The sequence below is a fragment of the Micromonospora sp. BL1 genome (genome assembly GCF_003667485.1).
GTDB classification, from domain to species: Bacteria; Actinomycetota; Actinomycetes; order Mycobacteriales; family Micromonosporaceae; genus Micromonospora; species Micromonospora tulbaghiae.
On record NZ_RCVK01000142.1, the window covers coordinates 1 to 25,795 of the forward strand.

General features: G+C 73.2%; 30 protein-coding genes, 1 tRNA gene and 1 pseudogene. 16 read left to right on the top strand and 16 right to left on the bottom strand.

Features of this window, described 5'->3' with window-relative positions; translation table 11 throughout:
- Nucleotides 1-386: cellulose binding domain-containing protein (locus tag EAD96_RS03555; protein WP_199733056.1), on the bottom strand; the 386-nt coding region annotated here is incomplete at its 3' end.
- Nucleotides 387-510: 124 nt separating this feature from the next.
- A complete protein-coding gene (locus EAD96_RS03560) occupies nucleotides 511-1,521 on the bottom strand; it encodes a saccharopine dehydrogenase NADP-binding domain-containing protein (RefSeq protein ID WP_121683243.1) in 1,011 nt (336 codons plus the stop codon).
- 94 nt (nucleotides 1,522-1,615) lie between these two features.
- Here EAD96_RS03560 and EAD96_RS03565 point away from each other — a divergent pair, with 94 nt between their 5' ends.
- The 3 genes from EAD96_RS03565 to rox are packed head-to-tail and all read left to right on the top strand — an operon-like array spanning nucleotide 1,616 to nucleotide 4,377.
- On the top strand, nucleotides 1,616-2,554 hold the full coding sequence (locus tag EAD96_RS03565) for a helix-turn-helix domain-containing protein (protein WP_121683244.1): 939 nt from the start codon (nucleotides 1,616-1,618) through the stop codon (nucleotides 2,552-2,554).
- Between the two features lie 51 nt (nucleotides 2,555-2,605).
- Nucleotides 2,606-2,929: a hypothetical protein gene (locus tag EAD96_RS03570; protein ID WP_121683245.1), complete on the top strand. Its 324-nt coding sequence runs from the start codon at nucleotides 2,606-2,608 to the stop codon at nucleotides 2,927-2,929.
- 20 nt (nucleotides 2,930-2,949) lie between these two features.
- On the top strand, nucleotides 2,950-4,377 hold the full coding sequence (gene rox / locus EAD96_RS03575; RefSeq protein WP_121683246.1) for a rifampin monooxygenase: 1,428 nt from the start codon (nucleotides 2,950-2,952) through the stop codon (nucleotides 4,375-4,377).
- 25 nt (nucleotides 4,378-4,402) lie between these two features.
- On the opposite strand, the gene EAD96_RS03580 is transcribed toward rox, so the two are convergent.
- Complete coding sequence (locus EAD96_RS03580) at nucleotides 4,403-5,143, bottom strand: hypothetical protein (protein ID WP_147457826.1); 741 nt, start codon at nucleotides 5,141-5,143, stop codon at nucleotides 4,403-4,405.
- Between the two features lie 124 nt (nucleotides 5,144-5,267).
- Here EAD96_RS03580 and EAD96_RS03585 point away from each other — a divergent pair, with 124 nt between their 5' ends.
- The 7 genes from EAD96_RS03585 to EAD96_RS03610 all read left to right on the top strand — a co-directional run bounded on the left by EAD96_RS03585 (nucleotide 5,268) and on the right by EAD96_RS03610 (nucleotide 10,140).
- Nucleotides 5,268-5,906 (top strand): DUF1963 domain-containing protein, encoded by a 639-nt coding sequence (locus EAD96_RS03585; protein WP_233585402.1) that lies wholly within the window; start codon nucleotides 5,268-5,270, stop codon nucleotides 5,904-5,906.
- 27 nt (nucleotides 5,907-5,933) lie between these two features.
- A complete protein-coding gene (locus tag EAD96_RS03590) occupies nucleotides 5,934-6,281 on the top strand; it encodes a helix-turn-helix transcriptional regulator (protein WP_121683248.1) in 348 nt (115 codons plus the stop codon).
- On the top strand, nucleotides 6,278-6,757 hold the full coding sequence (locus EAD96_RS03595; protein WP_091415186.1) for an SRPBCC family protein: 480 nt from the start codon (nucleotides 6,278-6,280) through the stop codon (nucleotides 6,755-6,757). Before EAD96_RS03590 ends, EAD96_RS03595 begins: the two co-directional genes overlap by 4 nt.
- A gap of 109 nt (nucleotides 6,758-6,866) precedes the next feature.
- Nucleotides 6,867-7,649, top strand: a complete 783-nt coding sequence (locus EAD96_RS03600) for a methyltransferase domain-containing protein (RefSeq protein WP_121683249.1) — start codon at nucleotides 6,867-6,869, stop codon at nucleotides 7,647-7,649.
- Between the two features lie 27 nt (nucleotides 7,650-7,676).
- Complete coding sequence (locus tag EAD96_RS03605) at nucleotides 7,677-7,895, top strand: hypothetical protein (protein ID WP_121683250.1); 219 nt, start codon at nucleotides 7,677-7,679, stop codon at nucleotides 7,893-7,895.
- A 520-nt stretch (nucleotides 7,896-8,415) separates the two neighbouring features.
- Nucleotides 8,416-8,925, top strand: coding sequence for a hypothetical protein (locus EAD96_RS30770; RefSeq protein ID WP_147457827.1), 510 nt, complete (start codon nucleotides 8,416-8,418; stop codon nucleotides 8,923-8,925).
- A 519-nt stretch (nucleotides 8,926-9,444) separates the two neighbouring features.
- Nucleotides 9,445-10,140, top strand: a complete 696-nt coding sequence (locus EAD96_RS03610) for a proteasome protein (protein WP_120571748.1) — start codon at nucleotides 9,445-9,447, stop codon at nucleotides 10,138-10,140.
- Between the two features lie 69 nt (nucleotides 10,141-10,209).
- On the opposite strand, the gene EAD96_RS03615 is transcribed toward EAD96_RS03610, so the two are convergent.
- From EAD96_RS03615 to EAD96_RS03640, 6 genes are all read right to left on the bottom strand, one after another.
- Nucleotides 10,210-10,283: transfer RNA gene (locus EAD96_RS03615), tRNA-Ala, on the bottom strand.
- A gap of 190 nt (nucleotides 10,284-10,473) precedes the next feature.
- On the bottom strand, nucleotides 10,474-11,256 hold the full coding sequence (locus EAD96_RS03620) for a hypothetical protein (RefSeq protein ID WP_175438611.1): 783 nt from the start codon (nucleotides 11,254-11,256) through the stop codon (nucleotides 10,474-10,476).
- 169 nt (nucleotides 11,257-11,425) lie between these two features.
- Complete coding sequence (locus tag EAD96_RS03625) at nucleotides 11,426-12,067, bottom strand: GNAT family N-acetyltransferase (protein WP_091415176.1); 642 nt, start codon at nucleotides 12,065-12,067, stop codon at nucleotides 11,426-11,428.
- The gene (glp, locus tag EAD96_RS03630) at nucleotides 12,064-13,377 is read right to left on the bottom strand and encodes a gephyrin-like molybdotransferase Glp (protein WP_120571749.1); all 1,314 of its coding nucleotides are present in this window, start codon (nucleotides 13,375-13,377) and stop codon (nucleotides 12,064-12,066) included. Before glp ends, EAD96_RS03625 begins: the two co-directional genes overlap by 4 nt.
- Entirely contained in the window at nucleotides 13,374-14,363 is a 990-nt protein-coding gene (locus EAD96_RS03635) for a UTP--glucose-1-phosphate uridylyltransferase (protein WP_120571750.1), read from the bottom strand. Before EAD96_RS03635 ends, glp begins: the two co-directional genes overlap by 4 nt.
- Nucleotides 14,364-14,372: 9 nt before the next feature.
- Nucleotides 14,373-16,562 (bottom strand): diguanylate cyclase, encoded by a 2,190-nt coding sequence (locus EAD96_RS03640; RefSeq protein WP_199733057.1) that lies wholly within the window; start codon nucleotides 16,560-16,562, stop codon nucleotides 14,373-14,375.
- Between the two features lie 124 nt (nucleotides 16,563-16,686).
- Here EAD96_RS03640 and EAD96_RS03645 point away from each other — a divergent pair, with 124 nt between their 5' ends.
- Both EAD96_RS03645 and EAD96_RS31765 read left to right on the top strand, forming a co-directional pair.
- Entirely contained in the window at nucleotides 16,687-17,292 is a 606-nt protein-coding gene (locus tag EAD96_RS03645) for a 5-formyltetrahydrofolate cyclo-ligase (RefSeq protein WP_199733058.1), read from the top strand.
- Between the two features lie 63 nt (nucleotides 17,293-17,355).
- Nucleotides 17,356-17,496, top strand: a pseudogene (locus EAD96_RS31765) (FmdB family zinc ribbon protein); the annotation flags it as partial.
- A gap of 14 nt (nucleotides 17,497-17,510) precedes the next feature.
- On the opposite strand, the gene EAD96_RS31415 reads toward EAD96_RS31765, so the two are convergent.
- Nucleotides 17,511-17,759 carry a hypothetical protein gene (locus tag EAD96_RS31415; protein WP_233585408.1) on the bottom strand — a complete coding sequence of 83 codons (249 nt, stop codon included), beginning with the start codon at nucleotides 17,757-17,759 and terminating at the stop codon, nucleotides 17,511-17,513.
- Nucleotides 17,760-18,163: 404 nt separating this feature from the next.
- On the opposite strand from EAD96_RS31415, the gene EAD96_RS03655 reads away from it, so the two are divergent.
- Nucleotides 18,164-18,640, top strand: a complete 477-nt coding sequence (locus tag EAD96_RS03655) for a flagellar biosynthesis protein FlgA (protein ID WP_121683254.1) — start codon at nucleotides 18,164-18,166, stop codon at nucleotides 18,638-18,640.
- A 121-nt stretch (nucleotides 18,641-18,761) separates the two neighbouring features.
- Here EAD96_RS03655 and EAD96_RS31130 read toward each other — a convergent pair whose 3' ends face one another.
- Complete coding sequence (locus EAD96_RS31130; RefSeq protein WP_192580693.1) at nucleotides 18,762-18,938, bottom strand: hypothetical protein; 177 nt, start codon at nucleotides 18,936-18,938, stop codon at nucleotides 18,762-18,764.
- Between the two features lie 396 nt (nucleotides 18,939-19,334).
- Here EAD96_RS31130 and EAD96_RS31880 point away from each other — a divergent pair, with 396 nt between their 5' ends.
- The gene (locus tag EAD96_RS31880) at nucleotides 19,335-20,000 is read left to right on the top strand and encodes a hypothetical protein (RefSeq protein ID WP_158614774.1); all 666 of its coding nucleotides are present in this window, start codon (nucleotides 19,335-19,337) and stop codon (nucleotides 19,998-20,000) included.
- Between the two features lies 1 nt (nucleotide 20,001).
- Here EAD96_RS31880 and EAD96_RS03670 read toward each other — a convergent pair whose 3' ends face one another.
- Nucleotides 20,002-20,484 carry a DUF2231 domain-containing protein gene (locus tag EAD96_RS03670; RefSeq protein ID WP_121683262.1) on the bottom strand — a complete coding sequence of 161 codons (483 nt, stop codon included), beginning with the start codon at nucleotides 20,482-20,484 and terminating at the stop codon, nucleotides 20,002-20,004.
- Nucleotides 20,485-20,645: 161 nt separating this feature from the next.
- On the opposite strand from EAD96_RS03670, the gene EAD96_RS03675 reads away from it, so the two are divergent.
- On the top strand, nucleotides 20,646-21,074 hold the full coding sequence (locus EAD96_RS03675) for a Fur family transcriptional regulator (protein WP_121683256.1): 429 nt from the start codon (nucleotides 20,646-20,648) through the stop codon (nucleotides 21,072-21,074).
- 65 nt (nucleotides 21,075-21,139) lie between these two features.
- On the top strand, nucleotides 21,140-21,991 hold the full coding sequence (locus tag EAD96_RS03680; protein ID WP_121683257.1) for an oxygenase MpaB family protein: 852 nt from the start codon (nucleotides 21,140-21,142) through the stop codon (nucleotides 21,989-21,991).
- 13 nt (nucleotides 21,992-22,004) lie between these two features.
- On the opposite strand, the gene EAD96_RS03685 is transcribed toward EAD96_RS03680, so the two are convergent.
- The 4 genes from EAD96_RS03685 to EAD96_RS03700 form a co-directional block, all read right to left on the bottom strand.
- On the bottom strand, nucleotides 22,005-22,838 hold the full coding sequence (locus EAD96_RS03685; protein ID WP_233585410.1) for a PD-(D/E)XK nuclease family protein: 834 nt from the start codon (nucleotides 22,836-22,838) through the stop codon (nucleotides 22,005-22,007).
- Nucleotides 22,839-22,967: 129 nt separating this feature from the next.
- Nucleotides 22,968-23,582: a MarC family protein gene (locus EAD96_RS03690; protein WP_120571759.1), complete on the bottom strand. Its 615-nt coding sequence runs from the start codon at nucleotides 23,580-23,582 to the stop codon at nucleotides 22,968-22,970.
- A gap of 31 nt (nucleotides 23,583-23,613) precedes the next feature.
- The gene (locus tag EAD96_RS03695) at nucleotides 23,614-24,480 is read right to left on the bottom strand and encodes a PHP domain-containing protein (protein ID WP_121683259.1); all 867 of its coding nucleotides are present in this window, start codon (nucleotides 24,478-24,480) and stop codon (nucleotides 23,614-23,616) included.
- A gap of 10 nt (nucleotides 24,481-24,490) precedes the next feature.
- A partial coding sequence (locus tag EAD96_RS03700) for a hypothetical protein (protein ID WP_233585406.1) occupies nucleotides 24,491-25,795 on the bottom strand: 1,305 nt, incomplete at its 5' end.

Consider the following 25,795-nt stretch of genomic DNA (forward strand, 5'->3'; position numbering starts at 1 on the left):
GTCGGCGCGGTGTTCGCGCCGGACCAGGAGCCGTTGAAGCCGAACGAGACGCTGCCGTTGGTGGCGATGGCGCCGTTGTAGCCGACGTTCGTGGCGGTGACGTCGGCGCCGGAGGACGTGACCGTGGCGCTCCACGCCTGGGTGACCCGCTGGCCGGACGGGAACGTCCAGCGCAGGTTCCAGCCGTTCACGGGGTCACCGAGGTTGGTCACGTCGACGTTCGCGGTGAAACCGCCGGGCCACTGGCTGGCGGTCGTGTAGGTGACGCGGCAGCCGGCCGCCGCCTGGGCGTTCGTCGCCATCACGGCGGTGCCGGTCACGAGCGTGGCGGCGGTCGCGGCGACCAGGCCGACCCGCAATCGGGCGGTACGGGGAGAGCGGAACATGGTGGTTCCTTCGTGGTGGGGTGGGGCGCGTGGACGGGGAAGGCGGGGCGCGCACCCGCCCAGCGCGAGAGTAAGTTTGGAATCTAAACATTGTCAATCGGCAGACGTGGATGCAGGAAGCACGTCAGGCGGTCGGCGGCGTCTCGACGGTGAGGTGCGCCGACAGTGCGCGCAGGAAATCGGGCGCGTCGAAGATCCGGCCGGCCGAGGCGACACCGGTCGCCCGCGTCCGCCCGGTCAGGATCCGGTGGACCGCCTCGACCGCCAGCGGCGCGCTGATCGCGTAGATGTCCTGCCCGTGGGCCGCGACCCGCCGCCGGACGTCACCCGCGCGCACCACCACGTCGACTGTGAACGTCTGCGCGGACCGGCCACGCTCGTCCACAGCGACCGGCTCGTCCCCGGCGGCCAGGTCCCCTGCCGCGTCCACGGTCATGTACGTGCACACCTCCGGGATGTCCAGGTGGCTCGGCACCGTCACCACGTCGGCCATGGTGAACTCGCCGAGCACCGGCCGGACACCGAGCGGCGCCGGGAACTCCCAGTCCAGCCGGGGCAGGTCGCCGTCGGCGTACACCAGGCGCCCGTCGGTGAAGCGGACCCGCCGACCGGCGCGGCGCTCGCGCGAGACGACGCCGGAGGCGACCGTCCCGGCCGTCGGGTGCCAGCTGCTCAGCCCGTACGCGACGTGCGCCTCGTCGGCCGCCGTCCAGTCCCCCATCGCGGCGGTGACCAGCAGGTCGCCGAGTCCGCCGAAGAACGCCATGGCCGGCACCACCGCCACGCCCGCGGCCCCGGCACGCCCGGCGTAGTCGGCGAACGTGTCCCGGTTCGCCTCGATCTCGGCCGCCACGTCGACGTAGGGGATCCCCGCTCGCACCGCGGCCTCGATCAGCGGACCCGCGGTCGAGGCGAACGGACCGGCGCAGTTGACCACCGCCGCCGCCCCGGCCAGCGCCCGATCCAGCGAGGCCGGGTCGTCCACCGACGCCACCCGGCGCTCCTCCCCCGGGAACGCGGCCGACAGCTTGCCCGCGTCGCGCCCGACCGGCAGCGGCTCGTAACCCCGCTCCCGCAGCTCCGCCACCACGAACCGCCCGGTGTGCCCGTACGCCCCGAACACCGCCACCTGCATGATGCTCTCCCTCGAAGATCGACTGAACTGATCCTCGCCGGGATCCGAGGGCCGGGACAGTGGCGCAAACGCCAATGCCCGTACAGTTTCGGACATGACTCTGATCGCGCTCGCCGCCACCGACGGGATGCTGCACTTCGAGCTGGCGGCGGCCTGCGAGATCTTCGTCCGCGACTCGACCGGCCTGGCCGACCCCTGGTACGACCTCGTGGTCTGCGGCCCCGGCCCGGTCGGCGTCGGCCGGTTCGCCGTCACGCCCGACCACGGGCTGGACCACCTGGCCCGCGCCGACACGGTGATCGTCCCGGCGATCGAGCACACCGACGCCGAGCCGCCGCCCGACCTGGTCGACGCCGTCCGCGCCGCCCACGAGGCGGGTGCCCGGATGGTCTCGTTCTGCACCGGCGCGTTCGTGCTCGCCGCCGCCGGCATCCTCGACGGGCTCCGCGCCACCACCCACTGGGCGCACACCGACGCGCTCGCCGCCCGCTACCCGCGCGTCCAGGTCGACCCGGACGTGCTCTACGTGGACAACGGCGACGTGCTCGCCTCAGCCGGCAAGGCCGCCGCGATCGACCTGTGCCTGCACCTGATCCGCCGCGACCACGGCTCGACAGTCGCCAACGCCGTCGCCCGCCGCCTGGTGGTGCCGCCGCACCGCGCGGGCGGCCAGGCCCAGTACGTCACCACACCCGTCCCGGCCCGCGAGGACCACCCGCTCGCCGCGCTGCTCCCCTGGGCGATGGCGCGGCTGGACCACCCGCTCACCGTCGCCGACCTCGCCCGCCAGGCGACCATGAGCACCCGCAACCTGGTCCGGCACTTCACCGCCGCGACCGGCGCCACGCCCTCGCAGTGGTTGGCGACGCAGCGCATCCGGCGGGCACAGGAGCTGCTGGAGAACACCGACGACAGCATCGACGCCGTCGCCGAGGCGTCGGGCATGGGTACGGCGACGACACTGCGCCGGCACTTCCAGCGCACCGTGGGCGTACCGCCGGACACCTACCGCCGCACGTTCCGCCGCGGCTGACCGGATTGCCCGGCGGTAGTAGCGTCGGCCACCCGATCACCGGAGCAGACCATGACGGACCAGGTACGGGTGCCCGACGACGGCGCCGGCGGCAGCGAGTTCTTCAGCTTCGCGCACACGTACAACGGCTACGAACTGCGGGACGGCTTCGAGCCGCTCGCCGCCGTCGCGCAGACGGTACGGGAGCGGTGGGAACGGACCGGCGAACTCGGCGACGACGTGGACGAGTTGCGCGCCTGCCTGTTCTTCGAGGCCCGCGCGTTCCGGCACGGGGGATATGGTCGATTCGACCAGCGGCCGATCGTCGCCGCGCTCGTGTCACGCATCCGCTCCCTGTCCGGTGGTGTCGTGCCGCTCAGGGGGACGGTCGCCTGACACTCGACACGGGGGAAGATGTGTTCGACGTGATCGTGGTCGGCGGTGGACCGACCGGAATGATGCTGGCCGCCGAGCTGCGCCTTCAGGGTGTCGGCGTGCTCGTGCTGGAGCGGGACGCCGAGCCGCCGCCGTACGTGCGCTCGCTCGGCCTGCACGTCCGCAGCATCGAGGTGATGGACCAGCGCGGGCTGCTGGAGCGGTTCCTCGACAACGGCGGCAAGCACCCGATCCGGGGGTTCTTCGCCGGCATCGACAAGCCCGCGCCCGCCGATCTGGACACCGCCCACCCGTACGTGCTCGGCATCCCGCAGACGCGCACCGACCGGCTGCTCGCCGACCACGCCGCCGAGGTCGGCGCCGAGATCCGGCGCGGCCGTGCGGTGACCGGGCTGGAGCAGGACGACGACGGCGTGACGGTCCACCTCGACGGCGAGCCCTCGGAGCCGTTGCGGGCGCGGTTCGTGGTCGGCTGCGACGGCGGGCGCAGCACCGTCCGGAAGCTGCTCGGCGTCGGATTCCCCGGCGAGCCGTCGACAGTCGACACGCTGCTGGGCGAGATGGAGGTGACCGCCTCCCCGGACGAGATCACCACGATCATGACCGAGGTACGCCGCACCGAGAAGCGGTTCGGGCTCGGCCCGTCCGGCAGGCCCGGCGTGTTCCGGGTGGTCGTACCGGCGGCCGACGTCACTTCGGTGCCGCCGACGCTCGACGACTTCAAACGGCAACTGACCGCGTACGCCGGCACCGACTTCGGCGTGCACTCCCCCCGCTGGCTGTCGCGCTTCGGCGACGCGACCCGCCTGGCCGAGCGGTACCGGATCGGACGGGTGTTCCTGGCCGGCGACGCCGCGCACGTCCACCCGCCGCTGGGCGGGCAGGGGCTCAACCTGGGCATCCAGGACGCGTTCAACCTGGGCTGGAAGCTGGCGGCGGCGGTCAACGGATGGGCGCCGGGTGATCTGCTGGACACCTACGAGTCCGAGCGGCGGCCGGTCGCCGCCGACGTGCTGACCAACACGCGCGCGCAGATGCTGCTGACCACGAACGAGCCCGGGCCGCAGGCCGTGCGGGAGGTGCTGACGCAGCTCATGGACTTCGACGAGGTCAACCGCTTCCTGATCGAGAAGGTCACGGCGATCGGCGTCCGGTACGACGTCGGCGAGGGGCACGCCCTGCTCGGGCGGCGGCTGCGCGACGTACCGCTGCCGCAGGGACGCCTGTACGAGCTGATGCGTACCGGCGGCGGGTTGTTGCTCGACGGGACCGGGAAGCTGTCGGTGGACGGCTGGGCCGACCGGGTCGGGCTCGTCGCCGGCACCGGCGACGAGCTGGACATGCCGGCGGTGCTGTTGCGGCCGGACGGGCACGTGGTCTGGACCGGTGACGACCAGCGGACGCTGGACGACGCTCTCACCAGGTGGTTCGGCGGAGCGACGCGGTGAGCTGCCGCCGACCGCCAAAGGACGGTCAGGGTCCCGTCGTCTGGTGGCTGCGGAGCGCGGCTTCGGCGAGTCGGGTGAGGTGGTCGTCGCCGCCGGGCTCGTTGCCCTGCTCATGAACGGTCACCAGGGTGGTGCCGGTCCGGACGAGGATGCTGTCCCATTCCAGCGTGGTCGAACCGGAAATCGTGCTGGAGTCGACGCGCATGCTCTCGTCGCCCAGTCGCGGCCCCGGCACCACCGCGAAACGGTAGCTGCCTCCGTCCTGGCGCGGTGACGCGACGGCAGGGCACCGGCCGATGAGCGTCCGCAGGTCCGCCATCGCCCTTCGGGCGCCGTCGTCGGCGTACGTCCTGAGCACTTCGTTCGCCACCCACGGGTAGTCGGGGCCCTCGGCGGAGCTGACTGTGGCAGCGGCCATCGCCGACGGAGTACCGGTCAGCCGCTTGGCCGACAACAGCGGAATCATGTCCGCACAGGGCACCTCGGGGCCGGGGCGCTGCCGGCCCGCATCCGGGGCCAGGACCGTCGCGATGTCCACTGTGAACCCCGGTGGCAGCGCGTCCGTGGTCACCAGCCGCGCCGACAGCGACGCGGAGTAGCCGGCGCCGCCGGTCGCCGGAAGCTTCCGGGTGGTGGGCGTGCCGGTCGCCTCGGCCGTGGAGGGGACGGCTTCGCCCGCCGAACGATCCGCTGGATCAGCAGTAGAGGGTCCGCACGCGGCCACCACGCAGACCGCGCCCGCCGCGCCCAGCCTCCGTAGCACCATCCTGAGCACCGGGCAGACTCCATCTGTCGTACGGACGCGTCAGGCTACCAACGGACGTGACTCCAATCGGCCGCCCGGCTGCGGGCCGGCTGCCGGACGGACCCCAGCGCATCCGCGCTCCCCTATGCTGCGCCGCGTGACGGTTCTGATGATCTACAACGGTGACACGGCGCCGGACGCTCCCGGCACACGTACCGGCGGTGTTCCGCTCGTACCCGCGGGCTTCGACTGGCCGGTGTGCGACGAGTGCGACGGACCGATGCAGTTCCTGGCCCAGGTCCGGCTCGACGACATCGACACGGCCGACAACGGGCTCTTGTCGATCTTCATGTGCCAGAACGATCCGGGCCTCTGCGACGAGTGGGATGCGACCGCCGGCGGCAATCGCGCGTTCCTCTTCCCTTCCGGGGAGCTGGCTCCGCCTGCCGTGCCCTCGGGCGACACCGTCCTGGCGGCCGAGACGTCCGCCGTCACGTACGTGCCGATGCGGGACTCCGACGGCTACGACGAGGCGCGCGAACGCTGGCGCGGTGAGTCGGGCCGACCGCTGCGAGACGTCCTCGGGCAACTCGGCGGACTGCCGGCGTGGCTCCAGCTCGACCAGACGCCCACCTGTCCCGCCTGTGCCCTGCCCATGTCGTTCGTCGTCCAGCTTGAGGAGGGCCACGATCACCGCACCGGCTTCAACTTCGGTGGCGGTGGCTGCGGGTACGGATTCCGCTGCCGGCCGTGCTCGACGGCGGCGTTCCTGTGGCAACAGTGACCTGCTTCTCAGGCTTGACGAAGGTCGGTGGTAAGCCGTAGCTTACCGTTCGTGGGCACTTACCGAACCGAGGACGGGTGGGACGCCCTGGGCGACCCGACGCGGCGGGCGATCATCGCGTGTCTCGCGGAGCAGCCGCGGGCGGTCGGCGAGCTGGCCGCGGTGCTGCCGGTCAGCCGGCCGGCGGTGTCGCAGCATCTGCGAGTGCTGAAGGACGCCGGCCTCGTGACGGACCGCACGGCGGGCACGAAGCGTGTCTACCGGCTCAATCCCGCCGGCGTGGCCGCCCTACGAGATCAGCTCGACACCTACTGGAGCCGCGCGTTGGACGACTTCAAGGACGTCGCCGAGCGCCCTGACGAGGAGGAATCATGAGTGGAACGGATGCGGTGGTACGGCGGCAGATCGTGGTCGACGCGCCGGTCGAGCGCGCCTTCGCGGTGTTCACGGAGCGGTTCGGCGACTTCAAGCCGAAGGAGCACAACCTGCTGTCGTCGCCGATCGCGGAGACGGTGTTCGAGCCGAAGGTCGGTGGACACATCTACGACCGCGCCGAGGACGGCAGCGAGTGCGCCTGGGCCCGGATCCTCGTCTTCGAGCCGCCGGACCGGCTCGTCTTCAGCTGGGACATCAGCCCGGCATGGCAGCTCGAACAGGATCTGGAGAACGCCAGCGAGGTCGAGGTCCGGTTCGTCGCCGAGACACCGGGGCGGACCCGGGTCGAGTTGGAGCACCGCAACCTGGACCGGCACGGTCCGGGCTGGGAGTCGGTTCGTGACGGCGTCGGCCACGATGAGGGCTGGCCGCTGTACCTGAACCGCTACGCCGGCCTGTTCACCGAGGCGAGATAGCGCAGAGTCCTGGGCCGCACGGTGCACGAGGAGCACGGGCTGATCCACCTCACGATGCACCCCACGCCGTTGCCGCAGGAGCCGACGGCGGCGCAATAGGCTCCAGATCGTGCACGGATTCACCGACGTCGACCGGCAGTCAGACCCGGACTCGTGGGTCGGCGTGCTCGATCGCCTCACCGACGAGCCCTTCTACCAGGCGTATCAGCATCGGGTCCGCGAACTGCTCCATCCGGTGCCCGGCCGGCGCTACGTCGAGGTCGGTGCGGGCACCGGGGCGAGCGCGGTCCGACTCCGAGACGAACACGACGCCTGCGTGGTGACCGTGGACCGCGCCGTCACCATGGCTGCCGCCATGCAGGCGCGCGGCTTGACGCGATGCGCCGTCGCCGACGCCCACCGGCTGCCGTTCCTCGACGACTCCTTCGACGGCGCCTGGTCCGACCGCACCGTGCAACACCTCGCCAATCCCCACGCCGCGATCGGGGAGCTCGTCAGGGTCGTCCGGCTGGGTGGCCGCATCGTCCTCGCGGACCCCGACTACGACACGCAGGTGCTCGACATCGCCGACCAGGATCTGGCGCGACGTGTGTTGCGGTTCCGGACTGACGTCCTCCTCCGCAACGGCACTCTGGCCCACCAGCACGCCGGCATGCTCGCCACGCTCGGCCTGGCCGACGTCACCGTCGAGCCCCGGACGCTGCTGGTTCGGAACCCGGCCGCCGCCGACAACGTGCTGGGCCTGCGCAGCTGGGCTGCCACAGCGGCTCAGCGCGGCGTACTCGAACCCGCCGAGGCCCGCGCGTTCGAAGACCAGTTCGACGAGGCCGTCGACGCGGGCCGGTTCACGTACGCGGTCACGTTCTTCCTCACCGCGGCGACCGTCACCTGAGACGGAGGGCACTGGCAGACTGTCGCCATGCCGCCCGAACCGGAGTCGTGGACCATCAGGCACTTCTCGCAGGCCAATCCAGTGGGTCCAGGACAGGACAGTGTCCCGGCGTTGCTACGCCGCATCGCCGACAGCATCGAACAGCGGCCGGGCATCGAGGTCCAGGACGTCGTCGTACAGAACGAGATTACTGCCGACGGTGACTGGTGGTCGGCCACCGTCTACTTCCACGAGCCGTCGCCCTAGCGAATTCGGCGCACAGGTCGGCTCGTCCGCCACTGAGGGCGACACAAGGGGTCGTGACACGTGGACCGACTCCTGAGGACTGCCGCCCTTTCTGCTTCACAAGATCGAGGCCACCTCTCCAACTAGCGGAGAAGGCCTCAGGGCTTGGTTGAGCTGAGGATTCGATTCGGTGGCTCGTCGATGCAGGCTAGGTGCCTTCTGGTCTGCTCGGGGAGCTACGCAGCGCCTGCGAGGGCGTCGCAGAAGCGCTGGTCAACCAACCATCTACTGAAAAGGACTGACTGACCTCGCGCGAGAAGGAACTGCTGCCCACACATCGAAGCAGAGCCTAAAACAGAGCGCTCCCTCCTGAGCCTGCCCACGCACCGGTGCGGCACACAAGCACCCATGCGCTGCGACCGGAGCTCGCGGCCTCTCCCTTGGAGTTCCGGCCGCCCCCTTCAAGACGAGTGCGTCGACAACACAGCCCTCGCAGCGCTGAGGGTTGGAAGTCGTTGCTGGAGATGGCAAGGTGTATTACATGGATACATCGACTGCCCTCAACGTGGCTGCCTTCATAGCATCTCTCATAGCTTTGTGCCTCTCGTCCGTAATCGCCCTTCAGCAAATCCGGATTTCTAGGCATGCTAATCAACTCCCCGTGGCGGTAGAATTTTTGTGGAAGGTGCGCACTGCCGAATTCCTCAGGCGAGAAGAGAACCTGTGGGCTGAGCTGCCGAAGCAGGATAAAGATCTACCATTCCTCGACCTTCCGGAGCCCGTGCGTGACGATGCCCAAGAGGTCGCCACTTTCTACCAAACGGTGTCATACCTAGTCGCCCTGGGAATCGTAGATGAGAGGCTAGCCATACTGCCGTTGCACTACAGGGCACCGAAGACCTGGTCAGCGATTCAGCAGTTCGTCATGAACGAGAGGGCGCGGCGCGACGGTCCGCTTTCATTCCTAAACGCCTTCGAACATTTGGTCGACACCATCAGCTCGTCGAATGCCTCAGCCCTATCAGGTGAATTGTTTCGAAGAAGACGATGACAGGAGCGCCACCAACAGCCTCACATCTTTGGCCAGCCAGCGGAACGCAGAACGATTCGTGGTGGTCGAGCCACCCTCGCCGCATTGGCGCTGACGAGCCCTATGCACCGAGCTGCGCGGCTCACGAGAAGCTAGGAATGCCCGCCTCGCGCAGATTCCAACGCCACAGCCGGGTTGTCTCGCGGTCGGCTCCACTCCCCCGGCGGTCAACGCGATCAGAATGGCCGTTCCAACTGGAGAAACGGCTGCCCTCGCTCGCCGCCCTCTGCAAGCACTACAACGTCAAGCAACACGATCATCCGCGCCGCCATGCTCGTGCCGCGAATGTGCGGGCACACGACGCGATTCGCCATCCACGTGGGTACGTGGTTGGCCTAGCTGCCGTACGAGAGTCCCCACCTGCGGGCTGAGAGGGCCTCCCGTCCGGGGCAGTGAGCGGGCCGACACCTGCCGGGGTGTAGGCAGGCGGGGCGTCGGGTACCTCGCGCCCAACCCCGCACCCCTGCTCAGGAGGACCTTATGACCGTCGTACTCGCCGTTGTCTGCAAAGACGGGGTGGTGATCGGCGCGGACTCCCAGATCACCGAGAGCGATCGCGGTCTGAGTTTCCCCGCCCAGAAGCTGCACCCGCTGGGCGACTGCGCCGCCTGGGGCGGCAGCGGCGCGCGGGGTGTCCTCAACGACCTGCGCCCCCTTCTCCAGGACTCGGCCACCGCCATCCTCGAAGCACCGGACATCGGCGACGAGTTGCAGGAGCGCGTCCTGCCCGTCTTCAAGAAGCACTACGAGAACTACATTCCGGACGTGCCCGGCGAGGGCAGTGGCGGCGGGGTGTCGGCGTACCTGCTCGCGGCCGGTTACAGCCAGGGCGGGCCGTGGATCGTGGAGATCAACCCGAACGGGCTCATCGGCCGCTACGAGGATGTGGGTTTCCACGCCATCGGCTCCGGCGCACCCATGGCCCAGCAGGCCGGCGCGCTGCTGTCCCACTTCCGGATGACCACCCGCACCGTCGAGTACGGCGTGGTGGGCGTGGTGCGGGTGCTGGAAGCGCTGGAGCGGACCTCGCCGTCGGTCGGCGGGCCGTTCAGCGTGGCGTGCATCCGCGAGGAGGGCGCGCACCACCTCGACGAGAAGGAGATCGCCAAGGCGCTGAAGGACGCCGAGCGCTGGCGCGACCTCGAGCAGAAGGCGCTCGACGACCTGTTCGACTGATGCCGGCGGCTGCCGTTCGAGATCGGAAAAGGCCGTCTCCCATCGATGGGAGACGGCCTTTGAACTGGGTGGAGCTGAGGGGATTTGAACCCCTGACCCCCTCGATGCGAACGAGGTGCGCTACCGGTCTGCGCCACAGCCCCTCCGCTGGCGAACCAGCGTCGGTCCCACCCAGCTTTCACCGGGTGGGCCGGCGACAAGGCTAACAGGTCGCGGCCCCGCGACGCGAACCGCCCCACCGCCCACGTAGATCTTGGAAGAAAGCGGCCCCCGGAGGGGCCCAATTCTTCCAAGATCGCTACCGAGCCCAGCACCGGCGAGGCAGGTGAGGGGTCAGGCGCCCCGGCCGGACTGGTAGGGGCGTCCGCGCAGGCCGCCCGCACGCCGGTAGGACACCGAACCGCCGCTCGCGGCCGGCGGCAGGTCCGCGGGACGGTCCAGCCCCATCGCCGTACGCCGGACCGCCTCGCGCTGGGCGGCCAGCCGGCGCTGCGCCTCCCGGCGGGCCGCCGCGCGCCGGGCCTGCTCGCGGCGCACCTCGGCCTGGCGGGCGGCCAACCAGGCCGCCTCGCGGGCGTCCGCGCGCCGCCGCCGGCGCTCGGCCAGGGCGCGCTGCCGCAGGTGTACGACGTACGCCACGAGCAGTGCGCCGGTGACCGAGACGCTGATCCAGAACCCGGGTCCGACGAGCACCACGCCGCCCAGCTCGACCAGGTTGAGCAGCAGCAGCGCGGCCAGCACCCGGCGCCGGCGGTAGATCGCCGGGGTGTGCCGTCGCCGGGGCGGGTGCCGTCGGCGGGACTGGGCCGGCACCGCGGAGACGGGCCGGAGCCGCCCGGAGCGACGCCGCAGCGGTGGCGCGGAGACCGGGCGGGCGAGACTGCCCGTGTCGGAATCTTCACTGAGGGTCACGACGAGGGAGCGTGGAGGGTGCAGCGGTCGCCGCCCGGGCACGGTGCGCCGTCGACGCTGGCGCTGGAGCACCCGCGCCGTCGACTGCGCCCGCTCCGCCACCAGCCGCTCGGTGGCGTCGTACCGGCGGACCAGCGCCGGAGCGAGGGCGAGCAGACCGGCGGCGGCGAGGACGGCGAGGAGCACCGACGTGGGCACCCTCACCCCTCCCGTCACCAAAGTTCGGGGCGAGCGTCACACCGCCGCAACTTCTTCCGTCGACCGTCGTTTACGGCGCACTTCGTGCGGGCGGGCAGCGCTTGCCACAGCTTGCAGTTACTTGAGGTTACGGGCCGCCGACCCGGTTCACAGTGCGCCGCGCCGGGCGTTCGCCTCAGCGGCGGTTGTCACGTACGCGGTGCCACCGCGCCAGCAGTCCGCCCTCGGCGACCACTTCCTCGCCGGTCATCGCGTATCCGATGTGGTCGCGCCACGCGCCGTCGATGTGCATGTAGCGCACGTGATAGGCCTCCTCGCGGAAGCCGAGCTTCTCCACCACCCGGCGGGACGGCATGTTCTCCGGCCGGATGTTCACCTCGATCCGGTGCAGGCCGCCCGGCCCGAACGCGTGGTCCACGGCGAGCGCCACGGCGGTCGGGATCACGCCGCGACCGGCCACCCTGGAGTCCACCCAGTAGCCCACGTACCCGGAACAGAACGCCCGCCGCACGATGCTGCCGATGTTGACGTGACCGACCAGCCGCTCCTGCCCGTTCTCGCGCAGGCAGACCGCGAACGGCATGCCCTCACCGGTACGCGCGGACTTGCGCTGGTCGGCGTGCACCAGGCGGAACGCGGCGGGCGAGTTCGTCTCGTACCAGCCACCGGGCACATGGGACTCCCACGGCGCCAGCCACTCCCGGTTCGCGCGCCGGATCTCCGACCATGCGGTGGCGTCCGAACGCCGGTACGGCCGCAGCACCACCGGACCGTCCACCAGCACCGCCGGCCACCCCGGCGCCCGCCGGAACCTCACCGGCGCCGGTCCAGCAGGAGCACATCCACGGTAGACCCCGCAGCCGCCGTGGTGACCCGCTCGCCGAGCACCAGCAGACCGTTCGCCTCGGCCAGGCCGGAGAGCGTGTACGGACCACCGGCCAGCGGCTGCACCGTGTACCCGCCTCCGCGCCGCTCGGCCACGTGCGCCGGCCGGAACTCGCGCAGCCCCACCGGGGACGAGACCGTCTCCAGCAGGTGCGCGCGGACGCTCGGCCGGAACACCGGCTCGGCGCCGGCCAGCAGCTGGATGGCCGGGCGGGCCAGCACCTCGAAGCCGATCAGCGCCGCGCCGGGCTCACCGGGAAGACACACCACCGGCACCTCCTCGGCGCCGACCGTACCGAACCCGAGGGCCGTTCCGGGATAGAGGGCCACCTCTGTGAAGGTGACCGGCCCGGCCCGGCCGCCGTCGCGGCGGGACAGGATGCGGCGGACCATGTCGCCGGGGCCGGTGCCGGTGCCGCCGGTGGTGATGATCAGATCGGCGCGCAGCGTCTGGTCCTCCAACAGGCCGCGCAGCGCCTCCGGGTCGTCGTCGCAGATCCCCACCCGGTACGCGAGCGCGCCCGCCTCCGCCGCCGCCGCGGTCAGCGCGTGCGAGTTGGTGTCCACCACCTGCCCGGGCTGGCTGCCCCGGCCCACGTCCACCAACTCGTCGCCGGTGGCCACGATGACCACGCGCGGGCTGGGCCGTACCACCACGTGCCCGATGCCGGTGGCGGCGAACACCGCGACCAGGGCCGGGGAGACGTACGCGCCGGCGCGGGCGAGCAGCGTGCCGGCGACCAGTTCGTCCCCGGCGCGGCGCAGGCCGTACCCCCGTTTGGGGGCGCGGAAGATCTCGACGGCGGCCATGCCCTGGTCGGTCCACTCCACCGGGACGACCACGTCGGCGCCGATCGGCAGCGGTGCGCCCGCCGCCACCGAGAAGCAGGCGCCGGGGGTGAGCCGCACCGGCCGCCAGCTCGCAGCGCCCAAGTCACCGACCACGTTGAGGCGGATGCTGCGGCCGCCGGGCATACCGGAGGGGGCCGGGACGTAGCCCGGCCCCCGACTCCCACCGGAGATGTCCTCCCAGCGCGCGGCGTACCCGTCCACCGCCGCCTGGTCGAAGGCGGGGTACGAGTGCGGGGCGACCACGTCCTCGGCGAGCACGTTGCCGTACGCCTGGGTCAGGTCGAGGTCGAGTGGAGGCAGCGCTCGTAACCTGCGCAGCACACTGCCCAGGTAGTCGGCGAGCGGCGTCAACTCGTTCGCGGCCGCCTCGGCGTCGGCCGTCGCGGTCATGTATCGGCACCGCCGGACGCGTCACGGATGCCGTTGAGCACCGCAGCGGTGACCGTCTCGTCGCCGTTGTTGACGAACTCGGTCAGCCACTTGCGGAACTCGGCGCCCAGGTCCTCCCGCTCGGCGGCGATCTGCACCACGGTCTGGAGGTAGCCGAGCGGCATGCCGGTGTCGTAGCGGGTGCCCCGGTAGACGATGGCGTGCACCGGCACCCCCTCGGTACGCAGCAGTTCCATCGCGTCGGTCAGCTGGATCTCGCCGCCGCTGCCCGGCTGGGTACGCCGGATCGCGTCGAAGATCTTCCCGGGCAGGACGTACCGGCCGAGGACCGCGAGGTTGCTGGGGGCGTCCTCCGGGCTGGGCTTCTCCACCATGCCGGTGACCTTGACGACCTCGGCGATGTCGGCGTATTCCGACTCGGCCGGCTCGACCGACGCGATGCCGTATCGGCTGGTCTCGGCCGGGTCGACCTCGAAGAACGCGAGCACCACACCGCCGGTGCGCGCCTGGAGTTCCAGCATGGCCGGCAGCAGCGGCTCGGACGGCTTGACGAACTCGTCGCCGAGCAGCACCGCGAAGGGCGCGTCGCCGACGTGCGACTCGGCGTACCCGACGGCGTGGCCGAGGCCGAGCTGTTCCGGCTGGCGGACCGTGTAGATCGCGGCCAGTTCCTCGGTGCGCTTGACCTCGGCCAGCAGCTCGGGCTTCTTGGCGAGCCGTTCCTCCAGGTCCGGCCGGCGGTCGAAGTGGTCCACCATCGAGGTCTTGCCGCGACCGGTGATCAGCAGGATGTCGTCGATGCCGGCCTGCGCGGCCTCCTCGACGATGTACTGCAGCACCGGCCGGTCGACGACCGGCAGCAGTTCCTTCGGAACCGCCTTGGTGGCCGGCAGGAACCGGGTGGCCAGGCCGGCGGCCGGGATCACGGCCTTGACCGCGCGGGAGCGGCCGGGGGCCGCTGAGGGGTTCGCTGAGTGCTCCGACATGTCGCGAGACTATCGGCCACGGCTCTGCCGCGGCGGGTGAGGACCGGAAGACGCGCCGCCCTGGACGGTGCCCGCCGGGTCCGCCGCGCCGGCCCGGGGCAGCCCGTCCGGTGGGCCGGCACCGGCGGCCGCCACCGGGATCTCCTGGGTGGGCACCGGATCGGGCGCCGGGGCGAGCCGGTAGCCGTCGCGTCCGGTGGCCTTCGCCGCGTACAACGCGTCGTCGGCGGCGTCGAGCACCTGCTGGCCGTCGGCGGCGTGGTCCGGGTAGACGGCGATGCCGATGGAGACGGTCACCGGCACCCGCACCGGCTCGTCGCCGTTCCCCTCGACCGCCACCGGCTGGTCGCGTACCACCGCGCCGAGCCGCTCGGCGACGATCGTGGCGCCCCGGGCGTCGGTCTCCGGCAGCAGCACCACGAACTCCTCGCCGCCCTGCCGGAACGCCAGGTCCACCTCGCGGATCACGCCGCGTACCCGGCGCGCGAACTCGACCAGTACGGCGTCCCCGGCGGCGTGCCCCCAGGTGTCGTTGACGTTCTTGAACCGGTCCAGGTCGAGCGCGAGCACGCTGAGCATGCGGCCGAACCGGTTCGCCCGCTCCACCTCGCGGCGGATCGACTCCCGCAGGTAGCGGTAGTTCCACAGCCCGGTGAGCGGGTCGGTGAGGGAGAGCCGCTGCGCCTCCTCGTGCACCCGGACGTTCTCCACGGCGACCGCGGCGTGCCCGGCGAACGTCCGCAGCGTCACCACGTCGTCGTCGTGGAACTCGTGCCCGCCGAGCCGGTCGTAGAGCACGAGCACGCCGAGGGCCGCGCAGGCCGAGCCGGGCGGTTCGCCGTCGGCGGGCGGGTGGCCGGGCCGGTCCGGGCCGCGCGGCTCGGCGGCGCCGGGGGTGGCGAACGGCACCGCCACGTACGTCTCGCAGGACGGCTCCCCGGTCTCCGTGTCCGGCGACGCCCACCGTCCGCGCAGCGGTTCGCCGGTGGCGGCCACCGCGCCGAGCACCCCGGCGCCGACCGGCACCCGCAGCGTCGCCGGGTCGGCCGGGTCGCCCGTCGGCCAGCGCCCGGTCAGTCCCTCCACGCACCGGCCGACGAGGACGCCGTCGCCGTCGACCAGCAGCACCGCGCCGGCCCGGGCGCCGGTGGCGGCGATCGCGCTGTCCAGGATCACCCGCAGGATGCGTTGCAGGTCGTGCGTGCTGGCGAGCGTGTCGCCGAGCACCGCGAGGTGGTTGCGGATCTGGTCGCGGCTGCTGGTCAGCGCCGTCACGTAGGTGCCGGTCTCCCGGGTCATCCGGTTGAACGCGCTGGCCAGCCGCCCGATCTCGTCGCGGCTGCGCACCGGCACCCGGGCGCTCAGGTCACCGCGCGCCACCCGGTCCACCGCGCCGGCCAGCTCACCGAGCGGCCGGGTGGTCACCCGGGCCAGCCGCCAGGCCGCGAGCACTGCCAGCAGGGCGGCGAGCGCGACCGCGGCGATCAGCGCCCCGTACAGGCCGGGCGCACGTTCCCCCGGTACCGACAGCACCAGCGGCAGCGGCTGACCGGGAGACGGACCGACCCGCCGCACGTACCGGCCGTCGCCGGTGCCGGTCACCCGGTTCCCGTCCGCCTTGCCGGCGGCGGCCAGCACCGCTGCGCGTACCCCCTGGGCCTCGGTCGTGTGGGTGATGCCGCCGGGGTCGTCGAGGAGGGTGACACCGACGCCGGTCACGGCGGCGAGCCGCGCCACGAAGGCCCGGTCGACGGGCTGGGCGGCGGCGACCGCGCCCAGGTCGGTGCCGGCCGGGTCGCGGAGCCCGACCTGGGCGGAGAGCGCCCCGACTCCGGTGGCGGGCGCGCCGGCGCAGTCCTGCCAGCGCCCGGCCGGCCCGCCGGCCGTGGCGTAGGTGGTGCGGCCGGCGGCGTCGGCCATCCGCACGGCGGCGGCCAGGCCCCGGGCGACCACCTGGTCGGCCGCGCGCGAGCGGGCGGCCGGGTCGCCGACCAGCGCGACCGCGTCGGCCGCCGCGCGTAGTTGCTGGCAGAGCGCGTCGATCGAGGTACGGACGCCGGCCGCGGCCAGACCCAGCCGCTCGGTGGCGCGGCTGTGGTCGACGGCGCTGAGCGTGACCCCGACGAAGAACGCGCCGAGCAGGACGGGGCCGAGGACCACCGCGAGGAAAGCCGCCGTCAACCGCCCGCGTAGCGTCAATCTTCCCCCCGGAAGTTCCGCTCCCTTGGTGCGATGCTGACACAGAGCGACCATTAGGCAAGCGTTGCGTCAGGAGTGTTGCGTGCCGGAATTTTCGGATGAAGCGCACGATGCGAAGCGGGAGATGCGCATCGCGCTACTCGCCGCGCGCCGGTCGCTGTCCGCGGCCGACCGCGCGGTGGCCGCGGCCGCCGTCCAGGCCGAGCTGGTGACGTTGGTACGCCGGCTGCGGCCGGCCAGGATGAGCGCGTACGTGCCGGTCGCCTCCGAGCCCGGCGGGGACGACCTGCCGGACGTGCTGCGCGCCGCGCTGCCGCCCGACGCCGAGCTGCTGCTGCCGGTGCTCCGCGACGACCTGGACCTGGACTGGGCCCCGTACACCGGCCCGGAGTCGTTGCGCGCCGCCGGCCGGGGTCTGCGCGAGCCGACCGCGCCGCCCCGGGGGCGTGCCGCAGTGGCCGGGGCCGCCCTGGTCGTGGTGCCGGCGGTGGCGGTGGACCGCCGGGGCCTGCGGCTGGGCCGGGGCGGCGGCTCGTACGACCGCGCGCTGGCCCGGGTGCCCGCGACCGTGCCGACCGTGGCGCTGCTGCACGACGGCGAGCTGGTCGAGGCGGTGCCCGCCCTGCCGCACGACCGCCCGGTGCACTGTGTGATCACTCCGGCGGACGGACTGGTGGCGGTCCCGGGTGTGGGCCCGGGCGCTTCCGCTGGACGAACCCGGGGGTCATGACGCACCATTGGCACTCGAAGACCAGGAGTGCCAACAGGCCGTGCCGAAGATCCGGAGGAGAACGTGCCCACGTACCAGTACGCCTGCACCGCGTGCGGCCACCAGCTCGAGGCGGTGCAGTCCTTCTCGGACGACCCGCTGACCGAGTGCCCGGCGTGTGAGGGGCGGCTGCGAAAGCTCTTCAACTCGGTGGGCATCGTGTTCAAGGGCTCCGGCTTCTACCGCACGGACTCCCGTTCGTCCGGCTCCGACAACGGCACCGCGGCCACGAGCAAGCCGGCCAAGTCCGAGTCGTCCTCGTCCTCGTCGTCGTCGGACTCCTCGTCCTCGTCGTCCTCCTCGTCCGGGTCGTCCTCCTCGTCCGGGTCGTCCTCCTCGTCCGGTTCCGGGTCGGGGTCGAGTGCGAGCAAGGCCCCGGCGGCGTCCAGCTCGTCCTGAATCAGCCTCTCGCGCTTCTCGCGCGACACGTGGCCGTCCCCGCTCGGGGGCGGCGGCCACGTTCCGTTCGCGGCGGATGCTCGCCGGCTCGGCGAGGTCGCTGCACCGGCCGGCGGCGGATGCTCGCCAGCTCGGGGAGGTTGCTGCACCGGCCGCCGGCGGATGCTCGCCGGCTCGGGGAGGTTGCTGCACCGGCCGGCGGTTGCTCGCCAGTTCGGGGAGATTGCTGCATCCGCTCGTCCTGAAGCAGCAAGCTCCCCGAGCTGGCGGCCCCGGCCGCACCGGACCTCCGCGCTGGTGACGGCGGGCCTTCCGGGGAACGGTTTTCCACAAGCCGGCGGGTTATCCACAGGGGTGGGCGGTGGGGCGGCGCGCGCCGGGGGGCCGGCCCTAGCCTGCGGGTCGGACGGTTGGCCGGCGGCGGGAGGCAGCGGTGACGGATGGCGAGGCGACCTTGCGGCCGGTCCGCTGGCGCGGGCTGCCCCGGCGCCGGACGCTGCTGCGGGTGACGCTCGTCGCGGTTCTGCTGGGGCTGGCCGCGGCGGTGCTCCAGACGCCGCCGTCCTGCCCACCACCTCGCGCGTTGCCGTCCGCCCCGGCGACCGCGTCACCGTCCGGCGGCATCCGCGCCCTGCCGGCCGGTGCGGTGGGCGTACCGATCCGGCTGGCCGAGCCGGCCGCCCTCGCGGTGCTGCGCCCGGGTGCCCGGGTCGACCTGCTCGTCGTGTCGGCCGACGGTTCGCCCGACCCGACGCTGCTGGCTCCGCGCGCGTTGGTGCTCGACGTGGTCGGCGCCGCCGGAGCGGTCGACGGCTCCTCGGCGCTCTACCTGGCGCTGCCGCCGGAGCAGGCCCGGCGGGCGGTCGGGTTGCCGGAGGGCAGTCGCTTCGCCGTGGTGGTACGCGGCTGACGTGAGCACAGCGGGAGGCCTCGGCGCGGCGCCATCGACCCTCGACGGTCCGCTTCGGCGCGATCGGGCCACTGCGGCGCCGATCGGGCCACTGCGGCGCGATCGGGCCACTGGGGCGCGATCAGCCCCAGTGCGGAGGGCGCTCGGCGAGCAGCCAGTCGTCGTTGCCGCCGGGGCGCTCGCCCCAGCCGCGGTCGGTGTCGTCGCTGGTCTGTTCGGGCAGCACCACGAAGTCGTCGCTGAGGTCGACCACGCGGTCGTCGTCGTCGCGCGGTGCCCGGATGGCGGGGTCGGTCACGAGCAGCAACGATACCGCCGGACGGGCCGCCGGCTCGATCCCCGGGACCGGGCCGGATCGACCCGAGCCAAGCCGTACCGGTCCGGAAGCCGCCGGACCGCCACCCACCGGGCGCGAGGGGCCGGGGTGGCGGTGATCGACGCGTCGGGCGGCCGACCGGCCGGGGCGTTGGTAGCGTCGGACGGCGTGACGACGCCGAGCGGTGGCAGCCCCGACGACGAGACCTGGCGACGCCCGGAGCAACCGGCCACAGCCGGGGAGAACGCCCCCGGGGCGGCCCCCCGGGGCGGTGCGGACAGCGCGGACGTCCACCCGGCCGGTCCCGGACCTCGGCCGGGTGACGCCCGTGATGCCCGTGATGCCCGTGATGCCCGTGATGCCCGTGACGCTCGTGACGTGCGTGACGTGCGTGACGGCGGTGACGCCGGTGACGCCGGTGACGCAGGCGGAGCACATGAGTCGGACCGCACCGCCGAGCCGGACCGCACCGCCGACTCGGCCGGGGCCGCCGGGCAGCCCGAGCCGGCCGCCCTCCCGGCGGAGCCGACCGCTCTCACAGCAGAGCCGACCGCCCTCCCGGTGGAACCGTCCTCCCTCCCCGCGGAGCGGGCCGTCACCGAGGGCGTCGAGACGGCCGGAGCAGCCGCCGACAACCCCGAGGCGGCCGGGAGCGCCAGCCCGTGGTCACGTGAGGCGGCCACCGAGAGCCCGTGGGCCCGGCCGGAGGCAGCAGGCGGCTGGACGGTGGCCGGCGGCGCGTGGCCGGGCGCGCCCGGTGCCGGCCCGCCCGGTGGTGGCCCGCAGTTCGGGGGCGGCGCGCCCGCTGGTGGCCCGCCGCCCTCGGGATACGCGGGCCCGCCGCCGAGCACGCCGCCGCCGCCCGGCTGGCGGCCACCGGTACACGTGCAGCCGTCACCGCCCCGCCGGCTCCCGCCGCAGGACATGGCCGCGATGGACCAGGCGGAGCAGCGCGCGCAGCGCCTCACCTACGGCATCGGGGCGGTCGTCGCCGTGGTGCTGGTGCTGCTCACCTGCCTGCTCTGCTCGCGGGTGCTGTTCTGAGTCAGACGACGCCGTCCCACACCATCTTGGCGCCGCTGTCCCCGGTCCAGTACACGTACACGAGCGCGAAGACCGCGAGCACCGCCACCACGACGGTGAGCACGATCGGGAGCCAGCGGGGCAGGTTCCGGCCCGCGACGAGGCGGCTCGTCGACAGCACGAGCAGCAGCGCGGCGACGCCGAGCCCGAGCGCGAACCAGAACAGCGTGTCGCCGTACTCGGCGTGCTCGCTGATCTGCTGGAGCCGGTCCGGCGGGTAGCCCTTCGCGCGCAGGGCCTCCTCCAGCTCCTCGCCGGACTCGGTCGCCACCCAGGCGACGATCGGGGTGACCACGGCGAGCGCCGCGACCGCCCAGCCGAGGCGGGGCCGCCAGCGGGGCAGCACCCCGTACCCGACGGCGAGCAGTGCCAGCAGCGGCACCAGCACCACCGCCGCGTGGATGACGAGCACATGGACGGGCAGACCGTTGATTTCCCTGAACACCGACACCTCCGGCGAGTGGGTGGTTTGGCGCGCTCAGCGTACGGCGTGACGCCGTCTGCCTCGATACACGCGAGCGCGGCGCCGCCGGTTCACCTGTGGCCCCGGCCACGGGTGGACAACGCTCGCTTGTCGGCCCGTCTGCCCCGTGCTGTCATGGATCCATGTCCACAGGTGAGGAGCTGCTCCGGTCGAGGGGCCTACGGGTCACCCGGCCGCGTCTCGCCGTGCTGGACGTGCTCGCCGCCGGCGGTCACCTGGAGGTCGACGAGATCACCCGGCGGGTCCGCCAGCGGATCGACTCGGTCTCCACCCAGGCCGTCTACGACGTGCTCGGTGCCCTGTCCCGGGCCGGGCTGTCCCGCCGGATCGAGCCGGCCGGCAGTCCCGCGCGGTACGAGGCCCGGGTCGGCGACAACCACCACCACGTGGTGTGCCGGGGCTGCGGTGAGATCGCCGACGTGGACTGCGCGGTCGGCAGCGCCCCCTGCCTGGACCCGAACGTGGCGCACGGCTTCGAGCTGGACGAGGCGGAAGTGACCTTCTGGGGCCTCTGCCCGTCCTGCCAGTCCCGCCGCTCCGCCGACGACTGACCGCCGCACCGTCGACCGACCGCCGCACCGGGACGCCCGGCGACGGCGCGTGGCACTCTTGATCGGTGGACACCGAAGACCTCGGCCTCTTCGGTCCGGGATCGGTCACGTGGAAGGTGCACGAGGAACCGATCCTGATCGTCGCCGGCCTGCGCTCGCTCTACCTCCAGGCGCTGCACCCGCGCGCGATGGCCGGCGTCGCGCAGAACAGCAACTACCGCACCGACGCCTGGGGCCGGCTGGTCCGCACGGCGACGTACGTGGCAACGACGATCTACGGCACGACGGCCGAGGCGGAGACGGCCGGGCGACGGCTGCGTACGCGGCACGCCCGGATGCGCGCCACCGACCCGGTCACCGGTGAGGAGTTCCGCGTCGACGATCCGGAGCTGCTGCGCTGGGTGCACGTGACCGAGGTCGAGTCGTTCGTGAGCACCGCACGGCGGGCCGGCCTGGCGCTCACCGACGACGAGGTGGACGGCTACTACACCGAGCAGCGCCGGTCGGCGGCCCTGGTCGGGCTGGACCCGGACGACGTACCGGGTACCGCCGCCGAGGTGGCCGACTACTACCGGGACGTACGCCCGCAGTTGCGGATGACCCGGGAGGCGGCCGAGACCGCGGTGTTCCTGACCGCGCCGCCGATCCCGTGGAAGGTCAGCCTGCCGGCGCGGGTCGGCCTGAACCTGGGGCCGCCGCGCTGGGCGTACTTCGGGATCGCCGCCACCGCGCTGGGGATGCTGCCGCCGTGGGCGTTGCGGCTCTACGGCGGGCTGGGCCTGCCCACCACCGCCCTGTCGGCGGACCTGAGCGCGCGGGCGCTGCGGCTGGCGCTGGCGGCGGTGCCCCGGCGCTACCGGGAGGGCCCGTTGCAGCAGGCCGCTAAGGAACGCGCCGCCCGTCTGACCGCGGCCTGACGCCGCCGCGCACTCACTCCGGTCCGGCGAACCGCTCGACCGCGGACCAGGGCTCCTTGCCCGGGGTCTGCGCGCCGGTCGGGCAGGTACGCCGGTAGTCGCACCAGCCGCACCGCGGCCCCGGCTCGGTGGGGAACGCCGTGTCAGGGTCGGCGCCGTCGGCCACGGCGCGTTCGGCGGCCATGATGTCGCGGGCGGTGTCCTCCGCGCGGGTGAGCTGCCGGTGCAGGGACTCCGGCGTGTGCTCGTGGGCGGCGACGGTGCCGGTGGGCAGGTGGTGCAGCTCGACCCGGCGGCACGGCTTGCGGAACACCCGCTCGGCCGCGTACGCGTAGAGCGCGAGCGCCTGCGAGCCGCGCGCGTCGTCGGCGTCGAGCCCGGTGCGGCCGGTCTTGTAGTCGACGATGACCAGCTCGGGCCGCCCGTCCGGGCCGGGACGCGAGTCGATCCGGTCGGTGCGGCCGTTGAACGCGAGCACAGCGGTCTTGACCGCGACGACCCGTTCCACGCCGACCGGCTCGTCGGCCGGGTCGAGGCCCGCCACGTAGCTCTCCAGCCAGGTCAGCGCCCGCCGGAAGACGTCGCGCTCCTGCTCGTCGTCGCGGTAGCCCTCACGGACCCAGGTGCCCTTGAGCAGCGTGCCGAGCACCTCGGGGCGGCGGCGGTCGGCGGCCAGCGCGTACCAGTTCTTCAGCGCGGTGTGGACGCTCGCGCCGAGCGAGTTGTGCGCCCACGGCGGGCCTTTCGGCGGCGCGGGCCGGTCCACGTAGGCGTAGCGGTAGCGGCGGGGGCAGTCCGCGTACGTGCCGAGTTTGCTCGGGGTGCAGACGAACAGGCGTTCCGGCATGCCCTCGAAGCCGAGCTGCTCGGACTGCTCGGCGCGGGGTCGGGGAGCCCGGGAGCCGGTCGGGCCGGCTGCTGACGGTCGTCGCACCCCTGAGATCCTGCCACCCCGGTACGACAGCGGACGAAGCGCTCAGGCGTTGTTGAGGTACTGGGTCACGAACGCGGCGATCGCGTCGGCGATGAGCTGCACGGCGATGGCGGCCAGCAGCAGGCCGGCGATCCGGGTCAGCACCTCGATGCCGCCGGGGCGCAGCACCTTGACGATCCCGCCGGAGAAGCGCAGCACCACCCAGACCGTCACCATCACCGCGACGATCGCCAGCGCGATGGCGAGGTAGTCGACGGGACCGCCGGCCTGCTGCACGAACAGCATGGTGGCCACGATGGCGCCCGGTCCGGCCAGCAGCGGGGTGCCCAGCGGCACCAGCGCGATGTTGGAGGTGACCTGCTGGCTCGGGTCGTCCGCCTTGCCGGTCAGCAGCTCCAGCGCGACCAGGATCAGCAGCAGACCGCCGGCGGCCTGGAGCGCGGGCAGGTCGACGTGCAGGTACGCCAGGATCGTCTGCCCCGCCACCGCGAAGATCACGATGACCCCGAGCGCCAGCGCCACGGCCTGCCAGGCGGCCCGGTTCCGGTCGCGCGCGGGCAGCGGCCCGGTCAGCGCGAGGAAGATGGGCATCATTCCGGGCGGGTCGACGATCACCAGCAGGGTCACGAAGACCTCGCCGAAGAGCTTGAGATCCACGCGCACACGGTAGCCGTGCCGCCGGAGCGCTTCAGCTCGAAGCGACAGGGGTCACCCCGCGGGCCAGCGCGACGATCCGCTCGTACGCCTCGGGCCCGGTGGTGTACGCGCCGAGCCGGACGGTCTTGTGCGTGCCGTGGAAGTCGGAGGATCCGGTGACCAGCAGTCCCAGGTCGGCGGCGAGCCCGCGGACGTGCTCCCGCTCGGCCGGGTCGTGGTCCTCGTGGTCGGCCTCCAGCCCGGCCAGGCCGGCCGCCGCCAGGTCCGCGATCAGCTCGTCCGGCACGATCCGGCCGCGCCGGCTGGCCTTCGGGTGGGCGAAGACGGGCACGCCGCCGGCCGCCCGCACCAGCGCCACCGCCTGGAACACCTCGATGTCGTCCTTCGGCAGCCGGTACCGCTCGCCGAGCCAGTCCGGCCCGAACGCCTCGGTGGTGGTGGCGACCAGACCGGCCCGGATCAGCGCCTGCGCGATGTGCGGGCGGCCGACGGTGCCGCCGCCCGCGCCGGCCAGGATCTCCGTCCAGCTCACCGGGACGCCGTCGGCCTGGAGCAGCCGGACGATGCGCTCGCCGCGTTCCTCGCGGGCCCGGCGGACCCGGGCCAGTTCCGCGGCCAGGTGCGGCTCGGCCGGGTCGAACAGGTAGGCGAGGAGGTGCAGCGGGATCGCCGGCTCGGCACCGAACCAGCGGCAGGAGATCTCCGCGCCGCGGATCAGGGTGAGGCCGGGCGGCAGGGCGGCGACGGCGGGCGCCCAGCCCGCCGTGGTGTCGTGGTCGGTGAGTGCCACCACGTCGAGTCCCGCGCCGGCGGCGGCCCGGACCAGTTCGGCGGGCGTCAGGGTGCCGTCGCTGGCGGTGGAGTGGGTGTGCAGGTCGATGCGGGCGGGGACGCTCACCCGCCCGACGCTACGCCCCCTCGGGCACCGCGGGGACGTCGGCCACCACCACCGGGTGGTCCTCCGGCGCCAGCCCTTCGACCTTCGCGGCCGTGGGCCGGTCACCGGCCAGCACCCGCTCCGGCTTGACCCGGACCAGCCCGCCGCTCGCGTCCACGTGCAGCGCCACGCCGCCCCGGGTCCAGGCCACGCCGGCGGCCAGCACCGGGCCGGCCGGGTGGGTGACCGGGCTGGCCGGGTCGGCCAGGTCCACCAGGAGGGCGGTGCGCGAGGTGCCGTTCGCGAGCAGCCACCGGCCGTCGGAGGAGACGGCGCCGAGTCCGTCGGTGGCCAGCTTCAGGCCGCATCCGGTACGCACCGGGGCGAGGTCCCGGGCCGGGTCGAGCAGGGCGAGGCAGCGCTGCTGATCCCGGCCGGCGGCGACCAGGGCCACCACCCGGCCGTCGGGCCGGGTGCCGTAGATCGCGCGTACGTCCGGGTTCACCGGTCCCGGCTGCCCGCCCAGCGCGCGGTCCCAGACGCTCATCCCGCCGTCGCCGGGCTGCTGGATCAGCACGGAGTCGCCGGCGAAGCCGACCGGCACGGCGCCGTCCGGCGCGGCGGTCCGGACCGGCGCGATGAGCTGGCCGGCGACCACACCGGCGGCGATCACGTCGGTGCCGTCCCGCCAGGCCACCTGACGGCCGTCCGCGGAGACCGCCACCGCGTCCGCGGCGGCGAGCATGACCTGCGGCGCGGCGCCACCGACCGGCACCCACCAGAGGGTACGGCCGGCGACGGTGGCCGCCGAGGTGAGCAGCCAGCCCTCCTGGTCGTGGATCCGCTGCGCCCGTTCGACGCCGCTCACACCGGGCAGCTGCCGTCGTTCGCCGCCGCTGGTGTCCAGCCGGTCACCGACGAGCAGGTCGAGTTCGGCGCGGACCGGCCCGAAACGGGTGATCGAGGACGGTCCGGAGGGCTCCGGGGACGGGAAGAGGACGGGCGGGTCGCCGAGCACCACAGTGGGCGTGCCGCCGTTGCCACCCGACGCGCTGAACTGCGCCACCCCGGTGGTGATGAACACGGTGGCGACCCCGGCCAGGGCCAGGCCGGTGAGCGTACGCCGCCGGCCCGTGCGCCGCGCCCGGCGCAGGATCTCCCCGGCCGGGTCGGCGGACAGCGGGCGGGACGTCGCGACGCGGCGGGTCAGCGTCTCCCGCAGCGCCCGCTCCAGCTCCTCGTCGCTCACGGGGAATGGACGCTCCGGGCTGCCGGTCCGGTTGTCACCGTGCTGCCCGGTGCCGCTCATCGGCTCTTCGCCGGGATCGGGACGGCG

Coding starts and splice junctions, on each gene's coding strand:
- EAD96_RS03565 (WP_121683244.1), top strand. CDS start 1,616: ATGACTCTGATCGCGCTCGCCGCCACCGACGGGATGCTGCACTTCGAG.
- EAD96_RS03570 (WP_121683245.1), top strand. CDS start 2,606: ATGACGGACCAGGTACGGGTGCCCGACGACGGCGCCGGCGGCAGCGAG.
- EAD96_RS03585 (WP_233585402.1), top strand. CDS start 5,268: ATGCTGCGCCGCGTGACGGTTCTGATGATCTACAACGGTGACACGGCG.
- EAD96_RS03635 (WP_120571750.1), bottom strand. CDS start 14,363: ATGTCGGAGCACTCAGCGAACCCCTCAGCGGCCCCCGGCCGCTCCCGC.
- EAD96_RS03645 (WP_199733058.1), top strand. CDS start 16,687: ATGCGCATCGCGCTACTCGCCGCGCGCCGGTCGCTGTCCGCGGCCGAC.
- EAD96_RS03595 (WP_091415186.1), top strand. CDS start 6,278: ATGAGTGGAACGGATGCGGTGGTACGGCGGCAGATCGTGGTCGACGCG.
- EAD96_RS03675 (WP_121683256.1), top strand. CDS start 20,646: ATGTCCACAGGTGAGGAGCTGCTCCGGTCGAGGGGCCTACGGGTCACC.
- EAD96_RS03610 (WP_120571748.1), top strand. CDS start 9,445: ATGACCGTCGTACTCGCCGTTGTCTGCAAAGACGGGGTGGTGATCGGC.
- glp (WP_120571749.1), bottom strand. CDS start 13,377: ATGACCGCGACGGCCGACGCCGAGGCGGCCGCGAACGAGTTGACGCCG.
- EAD96_RS30770 (WP_147457827.1), top strand. CDS start 8,416: ATGGATACATCGACTGCCCTCAACGTGGCTGCCTTCATAGCATCTCTC.
- EAD96_RS03685 (WP_233585410.1), bottom strand. CDS start 22,838: ATGCCGGAACGCCTGTTCGTCTGCACCCCGAGCAAACTCGGCACGTAC.
- EAD96_RS03560 (WP_121683243.1), bottom strand. CDS start 1,521: ATGCAGGTGGCGGTGTTCGGGGCGTACGGGCACACCGGGCGGTTCGTG.
- EAD96_RS03580 (WP_147457826.1), bottom strand. CDS start 5,143: ATGGTGCTACGGAGGCTGGGCGCGGCGGGCGCGGTCTGCGTGGTGGCC.
- EAD96_RS03605 (WP_121683250.1), top strand. CDS start 7,677: ATGCCGCCCGAACCGGAGTCGTGGACCATCAGGCACTTCTCGCAGGCC.